Origin of the sequence: Anabaena sp. UHCC 0253, from assembly GCF_009712085.1 — a bacterium.
GTDB lineage: Bacteria > Cyanobacteriota > Cyanobacteriia > Cyanobacteriales > Nostocaceae > Dolichospermum.
Genome location: NZ_VILD01000009.1, coordinates 125,456 through 150,884, shown reverse-complemented (window position 1 = coordinate 150,884; position 25,429 = coordinate 125,456). Strand labels below are relative to the sequence as shown.

The following is a 25,429-nucleotide window of genomic DNA, read 5'->3' as shown; positions in this document are numbered from 1 at the left end:
GTCGTTGAAAAATCTAGGTTTTACCGTTTTTCCATAGCTATAACACCCACTCCTAGCCCCTCCCTACCGTCAAGGAGGGGAACTGGATTTTTGAAAAAACCCTAATTTCTTTTATGACTGAAAATACAAAAGCGATCGCTGTATTTGATATAGATGGTGTGATCCGTGATGTTGGTGGTTCTTATCGCCGCGCTTTAGCTGATACTGTAGAATATTTTACCGCCAAAGCTTATCGTCCCACACCTATAGACATTGACAACCTCAAATCAGAGGGAATTTGGAATAATGATTGGGAAGCATCTCAAGAATTTATTTACCGTCATTTTGTTAGTCAAGGAATCACCCGCGAACAACAGCAATTAAATTATCAAGATATTGTTACCTATTTTCAAACTCGTTACCGGGGTACAGATCCTGAAAATTGGAATGGATATATTTGTAATGAACCTTTATTAGCACAACCTAGTTATTTTCAAGAACTAACCCAAGCGGATATCGCTTGGGGATTTTTCAGTGGTGCTACTCGCGGTTCTGCTACTTATGTTTTAGAAAAACGTTTAGGTTTACAGTCTCCTGTCTTAATTGCAATGGAAGACGCACCGGGTAAACCTGATCCCACGGGATTATTTGCGACGATTCGGTTACTCGAAAATGGCACTGATAAAAAACAAACAGTAATATATGTGGGTGATACAGTGGCAGATATGTACACCGTAGAGAAAGCAAGAAGTTTAGATAATTCGCGCAATTGGTTAGGTGTGGGAGTTTTACCGCCCCATGTCCAGGAAATGGTAACACATCGAGATGCTTATACTGAGACGTTAATGAAAGCAGGAGCAAATATAGTATTTAGTAATGTACAAGAATTGACTGCCAAGCAAATCAAAGAATTATTAAGAGAATAAATGTTCTAATATTAATCAAGCAACAGGTTCAAGATTGTCACCAATTTTGCGCCCATTTATGGGGAGATAAGTCAAAATGTCTAATAAACTACCTGCTGGACCACAAACTCATCCTTGGATACAGACATACCAATGGGTGAAAAATCCTTTGGGATATATGGAAGAATGCGCTAAAAAATATGGTGATACTTTCACTTTAAGGGTGGGTCCACTTTTTAAACCACAAGTGTTAATTAGCCATCCCCAAGGGATTCAACAGATTTTCACCACAGACCCTAAACATTTAGATTCTGGTGCGCCAGCAGGTGCAGGAGCGCCGCTTTTAGGACCAAATTCGCTGTTATCTTTAGAAGGCAAAACCCACCAACGGCAACGCAAATTATTAACTCCTCAATTTCATGGGGAACGGATGTTAACTTATGGTGAGTTAATTAACGATATTACGAAGGAAGAAACCAGTCAATGGCAGATTGGGGAAGTTTTTCCAGTTTTATCCTCAATGCAAGAAATCTCTTTTCAGGTAATTTTAAAGGCTGTATTTGGTCTTAAAGATGGAGAACGTTGCGAAAAACTCAAAGAAAATTTGATTGGTATCCTTAATCCTAAAAGACCTTTGCTCAGAGTAGCAATGATTATGTTTCCCTTTTTGCGAAAGGATTTAGGCACATGGAGTCCTTGGGGAAGGTATCTGCAATTACGTCAGCAATTAGATGAACTTATCTATGCAGAGATTCAAGAAAGGCGATGCCTTCGGCGAGCGGAGCTATCGCAATTAGATCCATCTCGAACTGATATTCTATCTTTAATGATGGCTATTCGTGATGAAGCTGGTGAGCCAATGACAGATATAGAATTGCGTGATGAGTTAATGACTTTGTTAGTAGCAGGTCATGAGACTACCGCGAGTTCTTTAGCATTTGCTTTGTATTGGATTCATTCTCAGCCGGGGATATATGAAAAGCTATTAGCAGAATTAGATAGCTTGGGTGAAAATCCTGATCCAAATGCCATTTTTAAATTACCTTATTTGAATGCTGTTTGTTCGGAAACACTGCGTTTTTATCCAGTAGCAATGGTAGGATTAAATCGCTTAGTTAAATCACCTTTAGAAATTTCGGGGTACAAATTTGAGACGGGAACTATTGTTATTCCCTGTATTTATTTAACTCATCATCGAGAAGATTTATATCCTGATCCTCAAAAGTTTAAGCCAGAACGTTTTTTAGAAAGGCAATTTACTCCTTATGAGTTTTTACCTTTTGGTGGTGGGAATCGTCGCTGTATTGGTATGGCTTTTGCTTTATTTGAAATGAAACTTGTCTTGGCAAATGTGCTATCTAATTGGCATCTGGAATTAGCTGAAACTGAACCAGTTAAGCCTATTCGCAAAGGTTTATTGCTAGGTCCAGATGGTGGTGTCAATATGATTGTGAAGGGCAAACGTCTACAAAATCAGCCTGTTTTGGAAAAAGCGCGTTAGTTAAAGTATTTAAGGTGCGTTAATGTAGCTTAGTGTCGGTATCGTTCACAGTTCAGATTTAATAAAAATAATCTTGATATCCTCACCATAGGGAGTGTTTATCTTAATCGGACACTACCTATGGGGGATAATTTATATTATCTAGTATCGTGTGGCGTAAATGTACATACCATTTTTAAGCTTTGTAATCAACCAAATTTTCGTAGTTTTTAATGGTAATCTTATTTACGCCAAGCTGTACTAGTTTCTCAACCGAAAACGTACTGGCATTCTATCAGATGGATAAATCAAAAGGTTCTGCTGTAACTCTTCCACAGATGAACGACCGTTGACCAACTCCCAGTCGAAATAACGCAATAGCAGCGCCAGCATTACCGTTGCTTCTAGCATTGAAAGATGCTCACCTAAGCAGCGATGAGAACCTGATCCAAAATCTATCATTAGTAGTTGACTAGTTTCCTTGTTCTTCTCTAACCAACGCTCTGGTAGAAATTCTTCAGGACGAGAATAAACTTCTGGATCTCGCCCAGCAGCAAGCATTGACCAGAATATTTTCGTACCACGAGGAATCACCTGACCCTCAATCACAATTTCTCGTGTGGCTTCTAATGGCGCTGAACCAGAAGCAACGGAATAAAGGCGCAAGGTTTCCTTGAAAATAGCACTGATGTAACTCAGTTGTTTGAAGCTATCTGTATTAATACCACCTTGATTTTCCCACACTTGATCAACTACAGCCCGTGCCTGTTGAAAAACCCTTGGATTTAAGGACAACTCCGCCACTGCAAAGGATAAACTATGGGCTGTTGTGTCAGTACCAGCTATTAAGAGTTCAATAGCTTCTGCTATCAGTGATTCCCGGTTATAGTTTGGTTCTTTGGCAGCTATTTTCACTAACATTGATTCCTGAAACAAAGAACTGACCTGTTCTAAATCGGTCTTGTTTTGTTCTCTCATCTGCAAAGCTAAATCTACACGGGGACTAAGAAATTCCTCTATATATCGCCTTGCTGCCCAATAATCTCGTGAATTTTTAGTTGGCAAATATTTCTTCCATATCTTCTCGCCAGTCGCTACCCGCAAGAAACGATAGCTTAAAATAGACATCGCTTCGTATACCTTGGCAACATCAAGGGGTTGACCTTCGGGACTAACAGTTTTTCTGTCTACAGGAATGCCCAGTACCAAAGAGGAAATTACCCTCATTGTCAGTTCTACAAACAGAGGATCTACCTGAACCTCTTTTGATAGACCTGCTTCCTGAATATTTTCAATTACTTGTTCACAGGCTTGATTAATAAGATCAACATATTTGGAAATACCGCTAGAACTAAATTCAGGATTCCAAGCTTTACGTCGCCACTGCCATTCATTGCCGTTTTGACCCAAAAGAATTGGTCCGCCGATGTCGTTCCAAGCTGTGCTTGTTCGCTGGGATCTAATTAAGCTACCGTCTCTCATGCCATTGACAATTGTGTCTTCGATCACTTTCGGCTGACTCAAAACAAGAACGGGTTGGCCAGCCCAATACACATACATTGGTCCTAGTTGTTTGCTCCAATCAAATAATAATTGGAAGAATTTCTTTTGTTTTACTGCTGCTAATACTTGAGGAATATTTCCTAATAACCAGTGTTTGGGAGGAGAAGGAAAGGAATGTAGAGATTTGTAACTGTTCTTTCGTTTCCACCAGCGCCAACCAATTATTCCTGCCGTGCTACTAACGCCTAGGACTGAGACTAAATTTAGAGATGAGGAATAAGAAGCAATCTGACCAGTAATTTCTTGTAACATAAATTTCCCTTCAACAAAAAATTGATTGCAATTCTAAATTTGCTGTTATATTTTTGAGTGAATATCAAGTAGGGCAAAAACAGTAACACGATAACCATATTTGTTCATTTCTTGCCCTAAATTGTATTCAGGGTTTCAGTTGAGCTAGGACACATTAAGCCATAATGAATCATATTCAGTATTTTTGGTTAATTACAATGATGTATACCAGAAAACCGTCCCATAGATTTAAAGCATAGGTATTTCCGTTTAAAAGTGCTTACTCTAATTTTAAAAACTTATGTTTAACTCTTAAAAACCTCAAATTTCTCTTCTTCAAAAATCAGAATAGTATCAATTATGACTCTAATTAGCCTGGTAGCCGCCATTTCTGAAAATCGGATTTTAGCAGATTCTACAAAAGAAGATATTCATGTGGGTATTCCTTGGAATATTCCCAGTGATGAACGTCGCTTTCAAGAAATTACTCGGCGACATCCTATAATTATGGGACGCAAAACTTATACTACTTTTAATACACCAATTCCCAATTGTACAAATATTATTGTTACTAGAGATCCTAATTTTCAAGCTTTTGGCTGTCTGGTTTTTAATTCCCTCCAAAAAGCAATTGAATGGGTGAAAATGAGTGAAACAGAAGAAATATTTATTGCTGGTGGTGGAGAGATTTATGCTGAGACAATCAAATTTGCAAATAAGCTTTATTTAACTATTGTTGAAGGTAATTTTGTTGGAGATATATACTTTCCTGAATTTGCAGATTTTGGAGAAACTACAAAAGAAGAGAAGTTCCAGGAAAATGGTTTTAAATTTAAGTTTGTGGAGATTGAAAGGTGCGTTAAAGAGATAACGTCACCTCCAACTATTAAACATATCTAAAAATTGAATATGAATTATCCAGAGACGTTCCATGGAACGTCTCTACTTTTTACCAGATGTCTATTGTTATTTTGGAAAATTCACTTATTGTAAATTCAAAAATTTATCCAAAGCTGCTACCATACTAGGCGGCCAACGGCGGATATTTTTTACCCAGTTCATATCTTTGTAACGGATATCTAATCCATAGGCTGCTACCCAATTGCTTTCCGCTTCTCCTTTATTTCCTGTTACCCAATAAGCGGCTGTTAAAGCGGCTCGCATATCAGCAAATCGGGGATATTTACGGACTATATTTCGCATTTCGCGGATGGCTTTGTCTATTTGATTGGTTTCATATAAAGCCAGAGCATAATTAGCTCTAGCAAAAGAAAAATTGGGGGCGATTTCTGTGGCTTTTTGATAATCTAAAATCGCTTCTTGCCATTGTCCTAAACCTGATTTAGCATTACCGCGATTATTATAGGCCATGGCATCTTTAGGATCTAATTCTAATACATGATCATAATCAGCGATCGCTTCTTCCCATCTTCCTAAACCTTCTAATGCTGTCCCCCGATTCAAATAAGGATCTGTCACATTAGGCGCTAACTCTACAGCTTTGTTATAATCGGTTAATGCTGCTGCTAATTTATTTTGACTGACACGAGAATTTCCTCTATTACTCCATGCTCCTGCATTGGTGGGAAATTTTTCAATAATTTCTGTCCAATACGCTTCCGCTGTAACAAAATCTCCTTGATTTGTGGCTGCAAAGGCTTTAGTAGCTAATTCATCCCCTGCTTGTAACTCTTCTGGAGTAATAGTTTGGGTTTGTGCCATAACTGGTGTAGTCCAGCCAAAAACCAGTAACAGACTCAGGAAAATACTAATTAATTTAATCATTTGAAAATGATATGCAACAAAATCAATAATATAGCAGAATTTAGGAGTAGCGACATTCCGCCGAAATGTCTCTAAAGAGTAAAATTCGCTCAAAAAATCATTGATCCTATTTTAGGATTATTCTCAGGTTTTGACTTATTCAGAAATATAATGTGAGTAACCTTAAAAAAATATGATATAATTAGTAGTTCTCTAAAACAGTGCTGGGTGAAGAACGTAGAGACAAAACTCAGCACACCTACACACTCAGCACTAAAGAACTCTAGTTTATGGCATTGCCAATTATTGCAATTATCGGTCGCCCCAATGTGGGCAAATCCACCTTTGTTAATCGTTTAGCCGGAGACCAAACGGCGATAGTCCACGATGAACCAGGGGTAACGCGCGATCGCACTTATCGCCCAGCATTTTGGAATGATCGTGATTTTGTCGTAGTAGACACAGGTGGCTTAGTTTTTAACGATGACACCGAATTTCTGCCTTTGATTCGCCAACAAGCTTTAATGGCGCTGTCAGAAGCCTGTGCTGCTATTTTCGTAGTAGATGGGCAAGTTGGTCTTTTGCCCGCAGATCAAGAAATTGCCGAATGGTTACGTCAACAACCATTACCGGTGTTGTTAGCTGTTAATAAATGTGAATCTCCTGATCAAGGAATCATTCAAGCTGCTGAATTTTGGGAATTAGGATTAGGTGAACCTTACCCCATTTCTGCCATTCATGGTAGCGGCACAGGGGAAATCTTAGATGAGTTACTTAATCACATTCCCCTCACCCCACAAATAGAGGAAAATACTGAAATTAAAGTTGCCATTGTCGGCAGACCAAATGTAGGTAAATCCAGTTTGCTCAATGCTTTTGTGGGGGAAAATCGAGCTATTGTCAGTCCTATTTCGGGAACGACCAGAGATACAATTGATACAATAGTTGAACGAGGTGGGCAAACCTACAGGTTAATTGATACTGCCGGAATTCGCAAAAAGAAACATATAGAATACGGGACGGAATTCTTCAGTATTAACCGCGCTTTTAAAGCTATTCGTCGGGCTGATGTGGTTTTATTAGTGATTGATGCCGTAGATGGCGTAACTGAGCAAGATCAAAAATTAGCAGGACGGATTTTAGAAGAAGGCCGCGCTTGTGTTGTTGTTGTCAATAAGTGGGATGCTGTAGAGAAAGACTCTTACACGATCTATGATCATGAAAAAGAGTTACAATCACGCTTGCACTTTACGGAATGGGCAGATACCATTTATGTTAGTGCTGTCACGGGACAACGGGTAGAAAAGATTTTAGAATTGGTAAATAAAGCTGCTGAAGCACACAAACGTCGTGTAAGTACATCAGTAATTAATGAAGTTCTAGAAGATGCTATTAGTTGGCATTCACCACCAACTTCACGGGGCGGTCGTCAAGGTAAGATATACTATGGAACTCAGGTGAGTAGTCAGCCTCCTTCTATCGCTTTATTTGTCAATGATAATAGCCGTTTTAACGACAATTATCGTCGCTACATTGAACGCCAATTCCGCAAACAGTTAGGTTTTCAAGGTACACCCATTCGGCTATTTTGGCGCAGTAAGAAAGTTCGGGAAATGGAACTTGGTGGCCCAAATCGAGCTACTCGTGTAAAATAGATAACTATTGTCAGTTAGTCATCACCAAAGGAAGCAGGGGAGCAGAGGGCAGGGAGAATATGTTTTCTACTGACGACTGACAACTGACGACTGACGACTGACAACTGACAACTGACAACTGCCAAAACATGGATTTATTGCGATCGCTTCCGCTCGGACTTTACTTAGAAGAACCGCAAACTTGGTTACATAAACTCGATCCGCGAGTCAAGTTAATGTGGTTATTGAGCTTTCTCAGTAGTTATGTTGTTGCTAACAACTTTTGGCGAGTATTGCTGGTATTACTGTTAATTCTTTTTACTGTATTTGCCAGAATTCCCCTGAGAGTATGGCGACAACAAATGGGCTGGCTGTTGATACTATCATTTATGGTATTAGTAATTGGCTCGATTAGTCCTGATGGATTAGGGATAAATTATCAGCCCCGTTTACCAGCAAATGAACAAATCCTCACCCAACCAACCACCGCTAAAAATACCCAAGTTACCCCCGAAATCACCAATAGCAATAAAGAATATAGCTATGTGTTGATTGATAAAGGATTTGTGAAAGTAAGTCGCCGTTCCTTGGATTTAGCAATTAGCTTGAGTACAATAGTTTTTACATTAATCTACAGCACTAATTTATATTTGCTGACAACCGCACCCGAAGAAATCACTTCGGGAATGGAAAGTTTAATGCAGCCTTTGCGAAAGTTTAATATTCCAGTCACAGAAATTACCCTAACTCTAACTTTATCTTTACGGTTTATTCCTCTGGTTTTAGAAGAAATCCAAAACCTAGTTCGTTCCGTCATGACTAGGGCAATTAATTGGAAAAAACTAGGATTAAAAGGAGGAGCAAAAGTGTGGTTAATTGTGACTGAAAGATTATTAGAAAATCTGCTTTTGCGAGCCGAACAAATGGCAAATGCGATGATGGTAAGAGGTTTTACCAGTCCTAATGAACATCGAGTTAAATGGCAAGAATTAAGATTAAGAATAGGAGATGGGTTAGCGATCGCCATTTTAATCATATTTTGGGGCATCAGGATCGCCTTTGGTTCTAAAATTTCTTAATAAAAGCTATTTCAACAATGGACAAAAAGTGCGTTATGTAGGCATCGCTAACGCACCTTACTTATCTTGATGGCTATAAAAACAATTGACAATTGACAATTGATAATTGACAACACTTAATAACCCAAATTCAAGACTATTCTGATCTCCTTCTAATTATTCCTTCTTCTTACCTGTCACCTTCTTCTAACTCTAACGAAAAGACTTTATCAGAAAACCCTATGTATGATAGATAATAACAACCTTTTATTACGTAATCTTTGGTACTATGCACTACCTAGTCATCTCCTGAAACCAGGTAAGATAGTGGCGCGGATTTTCTTGGGAGAACCAGTATTATTAATGAGAAGCCAAGATGGTCAGGTTTCTGCTGTGCGGGATATTTGTCCTCATCGGGCTGTACCATTGAGTTGTGGCCGATTTGATGGACAAGAAGTAGAATGCTGTTATCACGGTTGGCGTTTTAACCCTGCTGGACATTGTGTAGCAATTCCTTCTTTATTGCCAGAACAAGACATAGATTTAAATCGCTTCAATGTGCAATCATATCCCATCCATGAAACTCAAGGCAATATTTGGATATACATGACAGATGGTGATAAATCCTCACCCAGTGCTTCCGAAATGGACGTTCCCATAGTTCCAGGTTTTGCGGAACAACTCCCTCAATTAGTTGAGGTAATGCGGTTTCCCTGTTTTGTTGATCATGCGGTGACAGGTTTAATGGACCCGGCTCATTCTCCTTATGTACATCGGGTATGGTGGTGGAGAAGTGGAGAACTACATGAAGAAGTCAAGCAATTTGATCCTTCACCTTATGGGTTTACAGTTCGACGACATAAATTGTCAGAGAATATGGAGAATATGAGCCGATTATATTGGTTAGTCGGTGGTGGTATTCCAGAAGTAGAAATTTCTTTTCGTTTACCAGGTGTGAGAATAGAAGAGATAACTTTTGGTAAACATCGTCTTTCTAATTTAACAGCAGTTACACCAATTTCTGAGACAGAAACTGAGGTAAATTTTATTCTTTATGGAATGCCTACTTGGTTACAAATATTCAAACCTTTAATTCATATATTGGCACGAAAATTCCTGGGACAAGATCGCGCCGTGGTAGAAAAACAGCAAATTGGACTCAAATATGATCCAGTGTTGCGATTAATTAAAGATTCCGATATGCAAGCCCAATGGTACTATCAGTTAAAGCGGGAGTTTGCTCGCGCAGCATCTGAAAAACGGGAATTTATCAATCCTGTTAAAAGTCTGTTACTGCGATGGCTGGCTTAATATTGTCAGAATCAGATGGTTATCGAGTTTCGACTCCGCTCAACTACCGCGACTTGTACTGAGCGAAGTCGAAGTAAGTCGAGATAATGTACAGGATTAAAGGATGAACAGGATGAAAATAGGGAATTGATCACCCAGGGTTTCTTGGTGATCAAAACTAATTTATTTTTTAGTGCTGAAGATGGTAGTGAACATCATCAACATTCCCCCTACCAAAATAATGAGGCCTAATCCCCCAGTCACTAAATCCAAAGTATTGTTATCTATAGTCATACTATCCATGCTCCCCTAAAATCTATGTTATGAATAATAATACACAACTACAAATTATTCTTGCTAATTCAATTGTTGCTACTGTTTTACCTGCGATCGCTCAACTTGATTTACCTAACTTGTGGTTGGCTGGAGGTGCAGTCAGAAATACAGTTTGGCGTTCTCTTTTTAGTAAAGAATGTGATTTATTTATCAAAGATTTTGATATTGCTTTTTTTGATGAAACAGGAAATCGTGAACAAGAATTATTAGCTAAATCTACTCTAAAAACACAATTTCCTGAACATGAGTTTGATGTCAAAAATCAAGCCAGTTTTGGGCATTGGCGGGCTGGAAGCATGACTTATAATAGCACGGAAGATGGCATTAATAATTGGTTACATACTGCCACTGCTGTAGGAGTGCGGATGAATAAACAAGGAGAATGGCAATTTTTTACTCCCTATGGTTTAGATGATTTATTTAACGGCATTATTCGACCAACACGAACGCATATTCATAATCCAGATGCTGATCAAAAAGCAGCCAGTTTTTTACAAAAATGCTCTTGTCTGCGGTTAGTAAAAGATTAGGAGGTTGCTGAATTGAAGTATGAAAATCAAAAACTATATTTCTCAAACTCTTACTCTTTGCGCCTCTGCGCCTCTGCGTGAGAAAAATTCATACTTTCATTCACCACCGCCAAGATAAGTTATGATTTATGAACATAGGTGATTAGAAGTCGTGACTACACAATAAAGTATATTTTCCAGGAATACTACTATGTATCAAACAGATCCACCCCGTTCACCTCAAGAGGTGTTACCAACGATGTATGATCTCAAAAGTGAAGATCCAGAGGAGAAAGGTTTGCCTGATCAATTTCATTTATTACAACCTCGTTTATTAGACGAAACTTTTAATTCTCCTACCTATCCTAGCAACAAAATATTTACCGCTAGTGATATGAATTTATATTATGATCCTCATCATCCATCATGGTATAAAAGACCAGATTGGTTTGTATCTGTGGGTGTTTCTCCCCTTTATAAAAATGGTGATTTACGTTTAAGCTATGTAATGTGGCAAGAAGGAATTACACCTTTTATTATAGTTGAATTACTATCACCAGGAACAGAAAAGGAAGATTTAGGACAGACTTTAAGAGATGTGGAAAAACCGCCAACGAAATGGGAAGTTTATGAACAGATTTTAAGGATTCCCTATTATGCTATTTTTGACCGTTACAAGTATGAATTTAGAATGTTTAAATTAGATGGTGGTCGTTATGCGGAAATAGATTTATCATCATCAAATCATCGTTTTTGGATACCAGAAATAGAATTAGGTTTGGGTGTTTGGGAAGGAACATATAATAATATTCAGCAGCCTTGGTTACGCTGGTATGATGTTTCTGGTAATTGGATGTTGACTCCAATGGAACAGGAAAGACGACAAAAGGAAAGATTGATAGAACAGTTGAGGGCGCTTGGAGTAGAGCCTGATATTTAACTTGTCAGAATCAAGATGTCCAAGATTTAAGGATTGACAGGATTTTTTCAGGCTTAATAGAAATAAATAAACTGTGAACACATAATGATTACTCAATTAATAGTTCAACCCTCATCTTTAATATTTTCTGGTATGAAGATGAGTGAATTTGGTGATATTTATATATAATTAAGTAGATTGGCGTTAAAAATTGTCTTTATGACAAGGGAACAGAAAAATCAGGCGTTGCTGAATCAGAGTATGAAATTTAAAAATTAGATTTCTTTAACTCTTAATTCTTTGCGCCTTTGCGCCTTTGCGTGAGGCTAATTCATACATTCAATCAGCAACGCCAAAAATCAGTTGTGTAATTAATTCTGTCCCATAACTTCAATGAAATGGGAAAATTCCAAATCTCAAACTTTGCGCCTTTGCGCGTTCGTGCAGCGTGTCAGGCATAACATAATTCATACCGCCATAATTAAATTATGGCTAAATTACAAAAGTATGCTATACTAGCGAATGTATAGGGGCGCGTGGCTCAGTGGATAGAGCAACAGGTTCCGGTCCTGTGGGTCGGGGGTTCAAATCCCTCCGCGCTCGTTTAAAAAAAATAATCAAAATGGCGCTTTTGGTACAAAGCGTCTGTTTATTTGTGAATTTATTCCCCTGGTTATATGAACCAGGAGTTTAAAAATGTAAATACAGATTTACAATCTTTGCAGCAAATTTACACCATGTGTATCAGTACCACAAGTGTTAAATAAATTGAACTTCTGAGCTAATTGTTGAACTTCCTCAGTTTCCACCACACTAGGTTTCCAGGGTTTGGGGTTACTGTAAGCATAGAAAGCTTCAACACCATCAATCCCATAATCAGCCGCAGCAGGAATGAGATCAAAATGCGATCGCTTGTACCGGGCTGGATGAGCCAGTACCGCTAGTCCACCTGCTTGATGAATAGCTGCAATCACGTTAACTGCTTGATAAACCTTACCTACAGTAGGCATCCTTTGTAAATAAGGCTTCATGCTGGGATGTTCGGAATCAAAAGCATAAGCCAAAATATGGACTTCAACATTGAGCAGATTGGCATTAATTTCTACACCACTCCACAGGTGAGGAGTATCTATATCTGGATTACTCCACTTCCAATCTTCTAACCAAGCTAGAGCCGTCTTGTAGCCATTGATACTATGATGATCTGTGATTGCTAGACCTTTTAAGCCAATAGCGATCGCCTGAGTCATCAATTCACTCGGTTCTAGTTTGCCATCCGAGTGAACCGTGTGCATATGAAAATTAAATAACTTGGGACAACTTTGTGCATCAATGCTTTGGAATACTTGCTTCAGTATTTCCTTGGAAACAGTAGTCCGGGCAAAATTTACAACCATAACCCCTCTACACAAAAATTACATTCTTCTCAAACCACCAACACGCCACACTTATAAATGAGATATAACGAATACCGCTAACTGGTAAATACAGATACTTCCTCAACTGCACCAATGGATTTTTGCAATATGTTAAGACTACGTTAGCAAATATTAACGCTGACGGCGATGAGTATTTTTGATTACTTTCATCAAGAGAATTTAAAGTTTGTGTATAAGTTCCATCCCATCTCCCTCTATCTTCCTTACTCAGTCTGCTTTTTCCTCTTGTTATCAAAATAAACCTACCAATTCACCCGTCCCCTCAATCACTTCACCAATAACATTAGCAGGAATATCCAGAGCTTGAAAATGAGTAATTACCTGTTCTGCTTGCTGGGGTGGAACTAATAAGACAAAACCAATCCCCATATTAAAAGTATTGTACATAGCATCAACACTTACAGACCCAGCCTCAGCTAACCAATGGAACACAGGGGGAATAGTCCAACTATTTGGGATAAGTTTAATAGCTTGACCTTTGCCCAAACATCTAGGTAAATTTTCTGGTAAACCGCCACCAGTAATGTGCGCCATCCCATGAATTTCTAAACCAGTTTGCAATGCAGCGAGAACAGATTTTACATAAATCCGTGTAGGTGTAAGAAAAGTCGCACCAATAGAATTTCCATTTAATAAATCTGGGGTATCACTCCAAGCAAAACCACCATCACTCACAATTTTCCGCACCAAACTTAAACCATTACTATGCACACCCGCACTAGCTAAACCTATAGCTACATCTCCCACTTTTACCTGTGAACCATCAAGCATTCGGCTTTTTTCGACAATTCCCACACAAAACCCAGCTAAGTCATATTCACCAACTTGGTAAAAACCCGGCATTTCCGCCGTTTCTCCCCCCAATAAAGCCGAACCTGCTAATTGACAACCCGCAGCTATCCCCGCGACAACTTGAGTTAATTGTTCTTTATCTAACTTACCAGTAGCCACATAATCTAGAAAAAACAGCGGTTCTGCGCCTGATGTCAACACATCATTAACACACATCCCCACCAAATCTATGCCAACGGTGTCATGACGGTTGAGAATTTGGGCTATTTTTAGCTTTGTACCCACACCATCCGTCCCAGACACCAAAACTGGTTCTTTATAGCCTGTGGGGAGTTGAAAGCAACCACCAAACCCACCCAGTCCACCTAAAACTTCTTTTCTGAAGGTACTTTGCACCAAATTGCGAATTTGATCTACAAAAGCTCTACCTGCTTCAACATCAACACCTGCATCCCGATAATCCATGCCTAACTACACCGTTATCAATTCATAACTTAGGTTATTTATCATCACACAATTTAGGTACTAAGTAGAATAGACTAAATAATTCAGATTTGTAGTGAGGACTAAAGTCCTCATGTAAGGGCTTCAGCCCTTACTACCAAATCATCTCAATATTTTTTACACTACTTAATCTAAGTTGATTTATTTTTGTCTAGTTACTTAAACCTTTTTGTGATTATTGATAAATTTAAACTAACCATTGTATCCTAAATAATTTAGGATTGCTATATATATTGGGTGCATCAGTGAATAGTTATTTAATTACAGGAATAATCACAGCTATTTTATGGCAAGCTTCATTATGCAAGGCTTGGACACAACCACCTCCTTGCATTCCCAGAACTTTACCTGGAGTTAGCAACTCTCTCAATAGTTTCCGAGAAAATAATATTATCGTTATTGGCAAAGTTCCTAATCGTCAATATGTAGTTGTTGTACCTGGAGAATCGGCGAAATTATTAAACACTGTGAGAAGTTACGTTTCTGACGCATTTCTGGCACAGCATAGACGTGGAGCTTATATATATGCTGGAGGATCTACAAAAAGAGGGGAAGCAGAATGCTTATCTTATGTGTTGAGATCCTACGGATTAGATGCCAGGGTTGTCTACTTTCAAAAATAGGAAAAATTTAAAATGAAAACAGGGTGGACTGGTAATTTGATTTTGGTAGTATTGGGGTTAGTTAGTACCATTAATGCCTCAGTTGCCAATGATAAATTACAGGTTAAAGTCAATCGCTGGATAGAAGTACGCCGTACCACCGGTCAAGTTATGTACACCCGTGGACAAAAGTCTCAACCAGCCCGCAAAGGCATACGTCTGCAATCAGTTGGGGATACAATCATTACAGGCTCTGGTTCTAGTGCTGAACTGGCTATTGATATCGGGACTGGTACAATTAAAGTTTCCGAAAATACAAATATTAAAATCAGCAAACTTCAAACAGGAAATAAAGGTGAACGGATTACGGAACTTCAGGTAAATTCTGGACAAGTCCGTTTGCAAATGAGGCCATTAACTAATTCCGCTTCCCGTGTCAATATTAAGACTCCTGCGGGAATTGCTGGGGTGAGGGGAACTACATTTGGGGTCAGCGTTCAGGAAGATGGCAAAATGGGTGTAGGGACTAAGGAGGGTAGTGTAGCTACCAATGCTCAAGGACGCACAGTGCTGGTAAATGGTGGTTTCCAAAATTTGACAATTCCCGGAAAACCTCCTTCAGCAGCGATTCCTCTCCGGGAAGATACCCGTTTAAATATCAGCCAACTTGCAGCTAATGGTAATCAGGTACGAGTTATTGGTATTATTGATCCTGTAAATTTGTTGATAATTTCCCAACAGCCTCAAAGTGTTGATGCCAATGGCAAATTCGATATTAATGTTCCTTTACCCCCAAATCGCAGAGTCAGAGCTATGGTGGTGACACCTTTAGGAAAACAGCAATTATATGAGTTAGCAGTTCCTTAGTTAGGAAATATGAACTTTTTCTTTCTTATTTGTTCTTCTAAACTCCTGACTTTTAACTCCTGCTGCCAAGATTTGTAACTCAAATCAATACAGATTCATTATCCATCATTTTGATGATAATACGATCGCGTCCCTCTTGTTTAGCTTGATATAAGGCTTGATCTGCTATGCCTATAAGTTGCTCTGGTTGCTTGTCTATAGTGGGGATAGAAACACATACACCTATGCTGACAGTAATATGATTACTGACCAGGGAATTTTTATGGGCAATATTCAATTTATGGATTTGGTCTCTAATCATGTTAGCTAGATGTAATGCACCTTCTGCGTCTGTATTGGTGAGCAAAACCACAAATTCTTCCCCCCCATAACGAGCGACTAAATCAGTAGAACGTTGAATATTTTCAGAAAGTGCTTTAGCTATCTGAATCAAACATTCGTCACCCATGGGATGACCATAGGTATCATTGTAAGGCTTAAAATAATCAACATCACATAAAATTAAAGCGAGTGGTTGTTGATTGCGTATGCAACGCTGCCATTCAATCAAAAATATTTCATTAAAATAACGACGGTTAGCGATTTGGGTGAGTCCATCAATCCGAGCTTGTTTTTGGAGTTGAATTTCTATTTTTTTGCGATCGCTAATATCTATCACCACAACTCCTACTCGACAGGGAATATTATCCATATTAAATATTGGAAAAAAAGAAACTAACCAAGTTAATTTAATACCTGGTTGACTTGGAACTTCACCCGTTATTTCTTGATTTAGAAATGGTTTTCCTGTTAATAGAACTTGTTTGTAAAAAGGTTCTATTGCTGGATATAAATTAGGCAATATTTCTTGCACAGTTTTACCTAAATGATCAGCAACTGATGTCCCATTAATTTCTGCCAACACTTCATTAATTCTCATATATCTTAACTGCTCGTCAACAATACTCATACCTATAGAAGCAGAAGAAAAGAAGCCATCAAGTTGAGCTTCACTTTGTTGTAATGCTGCTGTTCTTTCTCTTACTTGTAATTCTAAAGTATTTAAAGTTTTCTCTAAAGATGATTGTGCTACTCTTTTTTCATCCACTACAGCAGAAAGTATCAAAGAAGTAATAGAAAAAACTCCTATAAATGATTGTAAAATCACCAAAGATTCATGGGGTGTATTTTTCACAAAATTACCATACCCATTTGCAGTAGCCACAATCGCAACTATAGCAACTAAACTTACCAGTAAATTGGAAAATAAATTACCCAAGCGAAATACTGACCAGATCAAAAGAGGCAGAAATATATATTCTAAATTATAGTTTTTTATAAAAGTGAGCCAAGCTATCAAGATAAATATAGTAAGTAAAAACAATTTTTCAATTCTACAATGCTGAAATTTCTGTTTACTAAAGCTTTTGAATAACAGCAAGAATGGCGTAAATATGAGGTGTCCTAATGCACTAGCTGACCACCATGTTAGCCAGGAAATACTATAGTTATTCCAGTTTATTACTCCAGTTAAACAATGTGCGCCAATTCCTATGGTTGCAGAAACAGCCGGGGAAAAAATAGCAGCAATTATAAATATAAAAACGGCATTAACATGATTGAAAATATTTTGACCCCTAGCAAATCTTTGAATTAGATAATGAGTAATAAATGGTTGTAGACAATTAAGACCAGCACAGATTAAGTTTAGGAAAATAAAATTAAAAATTGATAGAGGAGGTGTCAATTCCAATAAAGATTTAGATATGCCAAATATAGACCCTAAAATAATTCCTGGAAATACGCGTATTCCTTGTGAAATAACTAGAGTTAATGTCATGGCTGCGGGCAACCACACAGATGCAATATTACCCGGTAAAGATGTAAACTCAAAGCTGATTTTGACAATTACAATATAGGCAATTGCTATTCCTAGATTAAAAAAGATCAATTTGTTAATTTTCTGATCTAATAACCAATGTCCTGTTTGAAATTCCATAAATTATATTCAGAAAAATTTCTGAACTCCAGAGAGGATAGTAGCCATGAACCACAAAATCAGGATATAAACCTTTGTTATCCTGGAAAAAATAGAATTTCTATAGACATTTATAAGTATTAAAAATAATTATTGCGTATCATAACATGATAAATCATATAATAATTAATTTTTTCATAATAAATTCGTTACTACACATTGAAGTATATTAAAATTTTTTATATAAATAGTTGTGATTATATTTATTATTTTAACCAAGAAAATCTGTAATTATAGCTACGACACTAATGCTATAATACATAAGTTTTGTTTTTAGTCAATTATAGATAATGGCAAAAATGGGTCAATTAACCCAATTTAATTATACTGCACAGCACAAACCCAACCAGTTAATTTATGGAAGTGGGCAAACCGCAGTGATTACAGGATGGATGGTGAAACAGGCGATCGCGAAACACCTCCAACCAAACGAGTATGCTGTAATTGGGCAGCTATATTCACCTACTAGGGGTATAAATTTACTAATTCGCAATTTATTACTAAATCCCCATGTTCACTACTTAGTCATTCTCAATGCCACCAAAGAAGATAAAAACGCAGGTGCTTGTCAATGCTTAGGCGATTTTTTCCGTTATGGTGTTGAAGAAAGTATTAGCGATGCTGGACGTAAATCTTGGTTAATTCGTTCTTCTATTACTGGTTATATTGATATTGATATTGATATAAATGCCTTAGAAAAATTACGACAGTCCGTAAAAATTCAAGACGTGACATCAATTTCTGATGCTGTCGAAAAAATTAAATATTACGCCCAAAAAGAACCTGTTGAACCTTGGGGAACACCGATAGAATTTCCCCTAACTAAAGTTGAACCAACGGTTTTGCCAGGAACACGCTATGGACACAGAATTGAAGGTAAAACCATCGCCGAAACTTGGGTAAAAATCATTCACAGAATTAAAACCACAGGCACAATTAGACCAACTGGTTATGACGGTAAATGGCAAGAATTAATAGATTTAATGGCAGTTGTCACCGACGAACCTGATGATTTCTATTTTCCCGAACCTAATTATTTACCAATAGATAGAAGCTTTTTAGAAGAATACATTTCCCAAATTTTAGACGATGCACCAAATCGAGAAGGGGTAAAATACACTTATGGGCAACGTTTACGTTCTTGGTTTGGAAGAGATCAAATTGAACAAGTAATTGAGAAATTAGCAAATGATATTGATTCCGCGAGGGCTGTGATGTCTTTATGGGATGCTAGTCAAGATGACAATGATAATCCACCTTGTTTAAATCATATTTGGGTGAGAATAGTTGATAATGAACTATCTTTAACTGCTACCTTCAGAAGTAATGATATGTTCTCAGCTTGGCCAGCAAATGCAATGGGATTAAGGGCTTTACAAAAATATATTTATAATTCTTTAGTTAAAGAAACTGATCATCCATTAAAAATGGGGGCATTAATTACCATTAGTCAAAGCGCCCATATTTATGATGATTGTTTTGAAAATGTTGAAAATGTGATTTCATCTCAATATACTAAAATTTCTCAGAAAAAAGACTATTTTGATCCCGCTGGTAGTTTTATTATTACCATTCAGAATAATCAAATTATTGTCGAGCATACAACTCCTGGTTCTGGAGAAGTAGTTAATTGTTATTCTGGTAAATCTGCACATAAACTTTCCCAGCAACTATTCACCGATTGTCCTGGATTACAAGTTTCTCATGCAATGTATTTAGGTGTGGAATTACAAAAAGCGGAAATGGCTTTGTTAATGAAAGAACAGTTTATTTATGAACAAGATAAACCTTTGAAAAAGAATCTAACTTGATTTTTAACTTTTAAACAGATTGCAAAAATTCTAACAATAATAAACGCAAATAATCCAACATTCTAATATAATTCTTCATCTGTTCATAGTTACCATTACTGCTAAAGTAAAATTGACAAATTGAAGACACACTAAAAACTCGCATTGCTTGTAATTGAGAAATTACCTGCTCTTTATGAACTATTTGACCTGTAGCCGCAATTTGACTAGCACAACCTCTTAAATCTACTGTTAGAAGTTCAATTTCTTCTAATAGTGAAAACTCTTCATTCACTGGAGGAAACTGAATAACAATTTCCTTTCTTTCGCTGCGGGTATTTTGATAAGTATTAGTTAATTGTGACAATAATTGATTAATGTTTCTCTTTGTCACTTCTTTCTGATCTAAAACTGCTTCAGTCATCGTTAACTCCATAAGTAACTATCTTTTCGCTACCATATTTGTCTGGTCTGACAATCAGATATTCATTACCTTTACGATATACTGCTGAACTATCTCCACGATATCCAGTTTTTGGAACTCTGACTGCTCCTCTTTTATTAAAATTATAAGCTTTACGCAGATACTTCAAAGGGTCAGTTTGTTTTCTAGCAGCATGATCTAATATACTCTGAGCAACACTGCTATAAGTAGCAGCATCCCACTCAGTCATATATTTTTCAATCTCAGCCACCTCTGTGAAAGTATACCCTTCTAATAGCTGTATTAGAAATGGATCTAAGATTGGTTCTTTTTCTGACATAATTATTTAAGTATATAATGGTAAGCTTGATGTAACCTAATTGCTAACTAATGAGGTAAAACTTACAAGTCGCTGTATAATTAGTTTGCAGTAATTTTATAATTGGCAAAACTTATGAGTGTTATCCCATTTATATTGGACGGTAATAACAAGACAATAGTAGAGACTAGAGAAGAGTATGAAAAAGCTGGTGGTTTGGAAGGAAATGTAATTTTTATCCAGAACATTGACACCACACAAATTCGTGATACAGATTCTAGTAATGCTACTTATGATTTAAGAGTTGGTGATGAATACAGAGATCATAGGGATTCTGGTAAAGCTGATTTGTTAGATAATGGCAAAATATCTCTTCAACCAGGAGCTACTGTCATTATTGAAACAGCCGAATTATTTCAATTACCAAAATCTAGATTTGGTCATGTAGTTCCAAAAGTTTCTCTTCTACAAGAAGGCTTATCTAACACTTCATCAAAGGTAGATCCTGGTTATAATGGCAGACTTTCCATTACTGTTTTTAACTTAGGTAAAAGAACCATTGAGCTTAAAAAACATCAACCTTTCTGCACATTTTATATAATTGATGTGGGAGAGGGGAGCATTCCATATGCGAAGCCTGGTAAAAAAATTGCAGGCAACTCTCAAACACGTTTATTAAATCAAATTAGAGATTTTATAGAGGCCAATCAAACATATTTTACCATTCTCCTAACTATTGCTACTATATTTTTAACAGCAGTTCAAATTGTGCAACCCTTACAGCAGCAAGTACAACAAAGTCCCCCCAAAGAAAATGTAGAGAAAGGTAAATGATGGTTTGTTTTTAAAATTTAAACCTTAGCTAGAGTTACAACACCTAACTGGTCTTGATATTTACCCTGACGGGATTCATAACTAACACCACAGGGCGCTCCTTCTAAAAACATTAACTGGACTATTCCTTCATTCGCATAAATACGACAGTCAGCACTTGAAGCATTGGATAATTCTAAAGTCAAATAACCCCGCCAAGCCGCTTCAGCAGGAGTTACATTTGCAATTATGCCACAACGAGCATAAGTGCTTTTTCCTATGCAAATTACTGTAATGTTATCTGGGATTTCTAGCTTTTCAAGCGCAACACCAAGTCCATAGGAGTGTGCTGGAAGGATGAAGTAGCTACCATTAGCATCCTCATGGAGTTTTGTTGCTTCCAAATTTTCAGGATTAAAATGCTTGGGGTCTACCACAGTTCCGGGAATATGTCTAAAAATACGGAAATCTTCTGCTGATAGTCGGATGTCATAGCCAAAGCTACTAAGTCCAAATGAAATTACGGGTAGTTCTTCAGAATGACGAATTAAACTAGACTCAAAAGGTGAAATCATGCCTTTTTGAGCCATTTCGGTAATCCAGATGTCGTTTTTAATCACAAGTTCACAGATAATTCAAACCAAGTTACTAGGATATCTTAATACTTAAGGTTGATGAGAGCGACGAATTTCTGTAATTTGATCTGCCACATCTAAAATAGACTGGGGCATATGTGAACCTGTCAGAATAATATCTAGATGAGAAGGGCGTTTAGAGAGAAAGTCTAAAACCTCAGTTTCCGGAATTAAACCGAAATTAATCGCTAAACTCAACTCATCTAATACCAATAAAGAATACTTACCTTCATTAACTACCTTTTGGGTATGTTGCCACAGTTGTTGTAAAGCTTGATTTTCTGATGCGTCTAAATCTGGAGTATCAATATAACGGGGCAAATCACAGCGAATCCAATCTAGCTTTTGTCCCATTTGTATGGGTCGCTCATATCCTTGACGAATCCCACCTTTGAGAAATTGTACTATTAATACTGATGTACCTTGTCCAGCAATTCTCAGTGCTTGAGCCATCACATTTGTAAAAAAGCTCCGCTCAGAAGTAGTAAAAACTTGCACTAGACCTTGTACGGAATATGGTAAGCTGAGAGTCGAATTTAGACTGGGGGTTTCTAATGGGACAACCATAAGACAAAGGTTAAAAACTTACTATAAATTTAATGATTTACAAATAAATGCAAATCTTTGCTGATAGCAAAACATATAGTCATTATACAGCAGTATTGATCAGTAAAACAACTTTGATATTTGGCTATTAAGCTTTGGTTAATTTAGGTATATTTTTATATGATTTTGGTTTAAATGATTTAGTATTGCTACAGCAAAATATACTTCAACAATAGTGAATGTTATACATGAGGGGTAATTGGTGGTGAGATTAGTGATTTTGGGAGGTTCAGGCGCAGGAAAAAGTACACAAGCACAAAGACTGTGCAAGTTTCTTGATGTTCCTTTGGTTTCGACAGGTGAGACTTTACGAGCAGCAATATATGGAGACAATGAAGATAATACCTATGGTGAATTGCATGATTTAGTTATAGAAGCTAAACCTTATTTGGAACAGGGAGAGTTAGTTCCAGATGAAATGATGATTGAATTTATTAAAGTTCGTCTCAAGCAGCCTGATGTCAATGATGGTTGGATTTTAGAAGGTTATCCACGCACTGCTTTTCAAGCGGAGGAATTAAATTTTCTGTTAGAAGATTTAGGACAAAACCTCGATTGGGCGATTTATTTGCAAGTTTCCGCAGCAGTGATGGTTAGTCGTTCTTTGGGACGGTTACTACCGGATGATCAACCGGAAATTGTGCAGCGTCGGGTGGAATTATTTTACGATCGCACTATCCCCATTTTAGAATACTACGATCGCCGTCGTCGCCTATTAACTATTAATGGTGATCAATCTCCAGAACAAGTACAGCAAAATATTTTGACTTTATTAGGGTAATTGGTGATTGGTCATTGGTGATTGGTAATAGTTTTATTGCTATTACTCAGTTATTCTATAAGGCGTAGGCAAAAATTTTGAGGTAACTTTAATGAATTGGCAGCGTATTGATGGGAGAACACCAGGTGAACTTCGTCCCCATAGTTTTTATCCTAATTTTACCCGCTTTGCGCCTGGTTCTGTTCTCGCTAAGTGTGGTGATACTCAAGTTCTGTGTACTGTCAGTGTTGCAGAAGGAGTACCTAAATTTCTGGTTGGTAGTGGTAAAGGTTGGTTGACGGCTGAATATAGGATGTTGCCCTCTGCTACCCAAAAACGCCAAGAACGGGAATTAATGAAATTATCGGGCAGAACACAGGAAATTCAGCGTTTAATTGGCCGGAGTTTAAGGGCTGCATTGGATTTTGAGGCTTTAGGAGAACGGACATTGACTGTGGACGCAGATGTATTACAAGCTGATGCAGGAACGAGGACAATGGCAATTACAGGGGGTTTTGTCGCCTTAGCTCATGCTATTTCTCAATTATTACAGCAAGGAGTGTTAGAGCGATCGCCTTTATCTGGACAAGTAGCGGCAGTTTCTGTAGGCTTATTGCAGGGTGAACCATTTTTGGATCTTAACTACGTTGAAGATGTCGCCGCAGATGTGGATTTTAATGTAGTCATGAACCACAAACTGGAAATTATTGAAGTCCAAGGAACAGCCGAAGCCGGTACTTTTAGTCGTCACCAGTTGAATCAACTCCTAGATTTTTCTGAAGAAGGTATTCAACAATTATTAATTGCTCAAAGAAATGCAATTCCTGATTGGCATACCCTATTCGTACTAAATTAAGGAGGAATCATTCCCCACCACAAGAATTCAATTAATGTCCGAAAAATTGCAACCAAAAAAAATTTAGAGCAATTGTGGATAATTCGCTGTTTGTCGGCATTACTGCTGTTCGGTCAAATCTTACTGCACTTAATTCAAGGGAAAACGTATTATCGTAAGATATTAGAACATACAGTAACAGCAGGACCAGCGTCTCTTTCTCCAGTATTGTTAGTCAGTGGTTTTGCTGGTATGATTTTCACTATTCAAACCGCTAGAGAATTAGTTAGATTTGGCGCTGTAGATTCTGTTGGTGGTGCATTTGCTCTAGCATTTTGTCGAGAATTAGCACCAATTCTCACTGCTAGTATTATCGCCGGTCAAGTTGGTTCAGCCTTTGCAGCCGAAATAGCTACAATGCGGGTAACAGAACAAATTGATGCTTTATATATGCTCAGAACAGATCCTATTGATTATCTGGTGCTACCAAGAGTAATTGCTTGCTGTTTGATGATGCCTGTAATGATGATTTTTGCTGTAGTTGTCGGCATCTCAGGAGGGGCTTTTGCGGCTGCACAGTTTTATCAAGTTGCTCCAGAAATATTTTTAGAATCAGTTAGAAATTTTTTATCACCATCAGATATCTTCATTATTTTACTCAAGGGGTTTATTTTTGGGACTATAGTTGCTGTTAACGGCTGTAGTTGGGGACTTACAACTCAAGGAGGAGCAAAGGAAGTAGGAGAATCAGCTACTACATCAGTTGTGACTACTTGGGTAGCAATTTTTATAATGGATTTTATATTGGCTTTGCTACTGTTTGAAAAACCTATATAGCAATTCTAAATGATACATAAGAGTTCAAAAAGCCTCAAATGCTTATAAAATAAGGATTTTTATCTACGTATTTTTTCATGTTTAGGGTAGGACTGCTATAGTACAAGTAAGTTAACAGAAAAAATTAAAGGTATGTGAAGAAAAGTAAAATCGTCCAACACTCTCTTCCTGTTCCCTGTTCCCTGTTCCCTGTTCCCTGTTCCCTGTTCCCTGTTCCCTGTTCCCTTGCCCCAACGACAATTTTTAACGCCCACCTACTTAGGGCTTGCTGAATAAACATAAAACCGGGACAAATAGATGACTTGATGGGGATAGAAAGTGAAAAAGGTGCAAGAAAAAGAGTTAAAATGAGTAAAATCCCTTGCATTAAGGCGCATTAAGATGTATAGAAAAGCGCAAGAACAGGAAACAGCACCGGAAAAGTTTCAACTACCCTTCGAGGAGAAATTGGCATTAGACAACCGATGGGTAATTATGGCAAAAATGATCCCTTGGTCGGAATTTGATGGCGAATACGCAGC

The 25,429-nt window shown here is 37.6% G+C and carries 24 protein-coding genes and 1 tRNA gene; 16 read left to right on the top strand and 9 right to left on the bottom strand.

Annotation, left to right across the window (positions count from 1 at the left end; all coding sequences use genetic code 11):
* Positions 1-113: 113 nt before the first annotated feature.
* Positions 114-905: a TIGR01548 family HAD-type hydrolase gene (locus FJR38_RS22180; RefSeq protein WP_168492650.1), complete on the top strand. Its 792-nt coding sequence runs from the start codon at positions 114-116 to the stop codon at positions 903-905.
* Positions 906-981: 76 nt separating this feature from the next.
* Positions 982-2,385, top strand: coding sequence for a cytochrome P450 (locus FJR38_RS22175; RefSeq protein WP_168539474.1), 1,404 nt, complete (start codon positions 982-984; stop codon positions 2,383-2,385).
* Between the two features lie 240 nt (positions 2,386-2,625).
* On the opposite strand, the gene FJR38_RS22170 is transcribed toward FJR38_RS22175, so the two are convergent.
* Positions 2,626-4,179: a cytochrome P450 gene (locus tag FJR38_RS22170; RefSeq protein WP_168539472.1), complete on the bottom strand. Its 1,554-nt coding sequence runs from the start codon at positions 4,177-4,179 to the stop codon at positions 2,626-2,628.
* A 339-nt stretch (positions 4,180-4,518) separates the two neighbouring features.
* Here FJR38_RS22170 and FJR38_RS22165 point away from each other — a divergent pair, with 339 nt between their 5' ends.
* The gene (locus tag FJR38_RS22165; protein ID WP_168539470.1) at positions 4,519-5,058 is read left to right on the top strand and encodes a dihydrofolate reductase; all 540 of its coding nucleotides are present in this window, start codon (positions 4,519-4,521) and stop codon (positions 5,056-5,058) included.
* Between the two features lie 84 nt (positions 5,059-5,142).
* Here FJR38_RS22165 and FJR38_RS22160 read toward each other — a convergent pair whose 3' ends face one another.
* Positions 5,143-5,943 carry a tetratricopeptide repeat protein gene (locus FJR38_RS22160; RefSeq protein WP_168492910.1) on the bottom strand — a complete coding sequence of 267 codons (801 nt, stop codon included), beginning with the start codon at positions 5,941-5,943 and terminating at the stop codon, positions 5,143-5,145.
* Between the two features lie 269 nt (positions 5,944-6,212).
* Between FJR38_RS22160 and der the strand changes: the two genes are divergently transcribed.
* The 6 genes from der to FJR38_RS22130 all read left to right on the top strand — a co-directional run bounded on the left by der (position 6,213) and on the right by FJR38_RS22130 (position 12,271).
* Entirely contained in the window at positions 6,213-7,577 is a 1,365-nt protein-coding gene (gene der, locus FJR38_RS22155) for a ribosome biogenesis GTPase Der (protein ID WP_168539468.1), read from the top strand.
* Positions 7,578-7,705: 128 nt separating this feature from the next.
* The gene (locus FJR38_RS22150; protein WP_168539466.1) at positions 7,706-8,635 is read left to right on the top strand and encodes an energy-coupling factor transporter transmembrane protein EcfT; all 930 of its coding nucleotides are present in this window, start codon (positions 7,706-7,708) and stop codon (positions 8,633-8,635) included.
* A 225-nt stretch (positions 8,636-8,860) separates the two neighbouring features.
* Positions 8,861-9,925, top strand: coding sequence for an aromatic ring-hydroxylating dioxygenase subunit alpha (locus FJR38_RS22145; protein ID WP_168539464.1), 1,065 nt, complete (start codon positions 8,861-8,863; stop codon positions 9,923-9,925).
* 302 nt (positions 9,926-10,227) lie between these two features.
* Positions 10,228-10,770, top strand: a complete 543-nt coding sequence (locus tag FJR38_RS22140; protein WP_168539462.1) for a nucleotidyltransferase family protein — start codon at positions 10,228-10,230, stop codon at positions 10,768-10,770.
* Positions 10,771-10,960: 190 nt separating this feature from the next.
* Positions 10,961-11,689 (top strand): Uma2 family endonuclease, encoded by a 729-nt coding sequence (locus tag FJR38_RS22135; RefSeq protein WP_168539460.1) that lies wholly within the window; start codon positions 10,961-10,963, stop codon positions 11,687-11,689.
* A gap of 509 nt (positions 11,690-12,198) precedes the next feature.
* A tRNA-Arg gene (locus FJR38_RS22130) sits at positions 12,199-12,271 on the top strand.
* Between the two features lie 107 nt (positions 12,272-12,378).
* Here FJR38_RS22130 and FJR38_RS22125 read toward each other — a convergent pair.
* Together FJR38_RS22125 and purM are read right to left on the bottom strand one after the other, a co-directional pair.
* Entirely contained in the window at positions 12,379-13,065 is a 687-nt protein-coding gene (locus FJR38_RS22125; protein WP_168492668.1) for a PHP domain-containing protein, read from the bottom strand.
* A 273-nt stretch (positions 13,066-13,338) separates the two neighbouring features.
* Positions 13,339-14,364 (bottom strand): phosphoribosylformylglycinamidine cyclo-ligase, encoded by a 1,026-nt coding sequence (purM, locus tag FJR38_RS22120; protein ID WP_168539458.1) that lies wholly within the window; start codon positions 14,362-14,364, stop codon positions 13,339-13,341.
* 284 nt (positions 14,365-14,648) lie between these two features.
* Here purM and FJR38_RS22115 point away from each other — a divergent pair, with 284 nt between their 5' ends.
* Together FJR38_RS22115 and FJR38_RS22110 are read left to right on the top strand one after the other, a co-directional pair.
* Positions 14,649-15,026 (top strand): hypothetical protein, encoded by a 378-nt coding sequence (locus FJR38_RS22115; protein WP_168492672.1) that lies wholly within the window; start codon positions 14,649-14,651, stop codon positions 15,024-15,026.
* Between the two features lie 12 nt (positions 15,027-15,038).
* Positions 15,039-15,872, top strand: a complete 834-nt coding sequence (locus FJR38_RS22110; protein WP_168539456.1) for a FecR domain-containing protein — start codon at positions 15,039-15,041, stop codon at positions 15,870-15,872.
* Between the two features lie 79 nt (positions 15,873-15,951).
* On the opposite strand, the gene FJR38_RS22105 is transcribed toward FJR38_RS22110, so the two are convergent.
* Positions 15,952-17,850, bottom strand: a complete 1,899-nt coding sequence (locus FJR38_RS22105) for a diguanylate cyclase domain-containing protein (RefSeq protein WP_168539454.1) — start codon at positions 17,848-17,850, stop codon at positions 15,952-15,954.
* A gap of 329 nt (positions 17,851-18,179) precedes the next feature.
* Between FJR38_RS22105 and FJR38_RS22100 the strand changes: the two genes are divergently transcribed.
* Entirely contained in the window at positions 18,180-19,700 is a 1,521-nt protein-coding gene (locus FJR38_RS22100) for a thymidylate synthase (protein WP_168539447.1), read from the top strand.
* 10 nt (positions 19,701-19,710) lie between these two features.
* Here FJR38_RS22100 and FJR38_RS22095 read toward each other — a convergent pair whose 3' ends face one another.
* Together FJR38_RS22095 and FJR38_RS22090 are read right to left on the bottom strand one after the other, a co-directional pair.
* Entirely contained in the window at positions 19,711-20,103 is a 393-nt protein-coding gene (locus tag FJR38_RS22095) for a hypothetical protein (RefSeq protein WP_168539445.1), read from the bottom strand.
* Complete coding sequence (locus FJR38_RS22090; protein WP_168539443.1) at positions 20,096-20,443, bottom strand: hypothetical protein; 348 nt, start codon at positions 20,441-20,443, stop codon at positions 20,096-20,098. The genes FJR38_RS22095 and FJR38_RS22090 overlap by 8 nt, the downstream gene beginning before the upstream one ends.
* 102 nt (positions 20,444-20,545) lie before the next feature.
* Between FJR38_RS22090 and FJR38_RS22085 the strand changes: the two genes are divergently transcribed.
* Positions 20,546-21,256 (top strand): hypothetical protein, encoded by a 711-nt coding sequence (locus FJR38_RS22085; RefSeq protein WP_168539441.1) that lies wholly within the window; start codon positions 20,546-20,548, stop codon positions 21,254-21,256.
* A gap of 17 nt (positions 21,257-21,273) precedes the next feature.
* Here FJR38_RS22085 and dcd read toward each other — a convergent pair whose 3' ends face one another.
* Entirely contained in the window at positions 21,274-21,855 is a 582-nt protein-coding gene (gene dcd / locus FJR38_RS22080; protein WP_168539439.1) for a dCTP deaminase, read from the bottom strand.
* Between the two features lie 45 nt (positions 21,856-21,900).
* A complete protein-coding gene (locus FJR38_RS22075) occupies positions 21,901-22,437 on the bottom strand; it encodes a P-loop NTPase family protein (protein WP_168539437.1) in 537 nt (178 codons plus the stop codon).
* Between the two features lie 244 nt (positions 22,438-22,681).
* On the opposite strand from FJR38_RS22075, the gene FJR38_RS22070 reads away from it, so the two are divergent.
* The 3 genes from FJR38_RS22070 (at position 22,682) to FJR38_RS22060 (ending at position 24,908) form a co-directional block, all read left to right on the top strand.
* Positions 22,682-23,257 (top strand): nucleoside monophosphate kinase, encoded by a 576-nt coding sequence (locus tag FJR38_RS22070; RefSeq protein WP_168539598.1) that lies wholly within the window; start codon positions 22,682-22,684, stop codon positions 23,255-23,257.
* 91 nt (positions 23,258-23,348) lie between these two features.
* A complete protein-coding gene (rph, locus tag FJR38_RS22065; RefSeq protein ID WP_168539435.1) occupies positions 23,349-24,092 on the top strand; it encodes a ribonuclease PH in 744 nt (247 codons plus the stop codon).
* A 45-nt stretch (positions 24,093-24,137) separates the two neighbouring features.
* Positions 24,138-24,908: an MlaE family lipid ABC transporter permease subunit gene (locus tag FJR38_RS22060; RefSeq protein ID WP_168539596.1), complete on the top strand. Its 771-nt coding sequence runs from the start codon at positions 24,138-24,140 to the stop codon at positions 24,906-24,908.
* Positions 24,909-25,429 lie beyond the last annotated feature (521 nt).

Coding starts and splice junctions, on each gene's coding strand:
- FJR38_RS22180 (WP_168492650.1), top strand. CDS start 114: ATGACTGAAAATACAAAAGCGATCGCTGTATTTGATATAGATGGTGTG.
- FJR38_RS22175 (WP_168539474.1), top strand. CDS start 982: ATGTCTAATAAACTACCTGCTGGACCACAAACTCATCCTTGGATACAG.
- FJR38_RS22170 (WP_168539472.1), bottom strand. CDS start 4,179: ATGTTACAAGAAATTACTGGTCAGATTGCTTCTTATTCCTCATCTCTA.
- FJR38_RS22165 (WP_168539470.1), top strand. CDS start 4,519: ATGACTCTAATTAGCCTGGTAGCCGCCATTTCTGAAAATCGGATTTTA.
- FJR38_RS22160 (WP_168492910.1), bottom strand. CDS start 5,943: ATGATTAAATTAATTAGTATTTTCCTGAGTCTGTTACTGGTTTTTGGC.
- der (WP_168539468.1), top strand. CDS start 6,213: ATGGCATTGCCAATTATTGCAATTATCGGTCGCCCCAATGTGGGCAAA.
- FJR38_RS22150 (WP_168539466.1), top strand. CDS start 7,706: ATGGATTTATTGCGATCGCTTCCGCTCGGACTTTACTTAGAAGAACCG.
- FJR38_RS22145 (WP_168539464.1), top strand. CDS start 8,861: ATGATAGATAATAACAACCTTTTATTACGTAATCTTTGGTACTATGCA.
- FJR38_RS22140 (WP_168539462.1), top strand. CDS start 10,228: ATGAATAATAATACACAACTACAAATTATTCTTGCTAATTCAATTGTT.
- FJR38_RS22135 (WP_168539460.1), top strand. CDS start 10,961: ATGTATCAAACAGATCCACCCCGTTCACCTCAAGAGGTGTTACCAACG.
- FJR38_RS22125 (WP_168492668.1), bottom strand. CDS start 13,065: ATGGTTGTAAATTTTGCCCGGACTACTGTTTCCAAGGAAATACTGAAG.
- purM (WP_168539458.1), bottom strand. CDS start 14,364: ATGGATTATCGGGATGCAGGTGTTGATGTTGAAGCAGGTAGAGCTTTT.
- FJR38_RS22110 (WP_168539456.1), top strand. CDS start 15,039: ATGAAAACAGGGTGGACTGGTAATTTGATTTTGGTAGTATTGGGGTTA.
- FJR38_RS22105 (WP_168539454.1), bottom strand. CDS start 17,850: ATGGAATTTCAAACAGGACATTGGTTATTAGATCAGAAAATTAACAAA.
- FJR38_RS22100 (WP_168539447.1), top strand. CDS start 18,180: ATGGCAAAAATGGGTCAATTAACCCAATTTAATTATACTGCACAGCAC.
- FJR38_RS22095 (WP_168539445.1), bottom strand. CDS start 20,103: ATGACTGAAGCAGTTTTAGATCAGAAAGAAGTGACAAAGAGAAACATT.
- FJR38_RS22090 (WP_168539443.1), bottom strand. CDS start 20,443: ATGTCAGAAAAAGAACCAATCTTAGATCCATTTCTAATACAGCTATTA.
- FJR38_RS22075 (WP_168539437.1), bottom strand. CDS start 22,437: ATGGTTGTCCCATTAGAAACCCCCAGTCTAAATTCGACTCTCAGCTTA.
- rph (WP_168539435.1), top strand. CDS start 23,349: ATGAATTGGCAGCGTATTGATGGGAGAACACCAGGTGAACTTCGTCCC.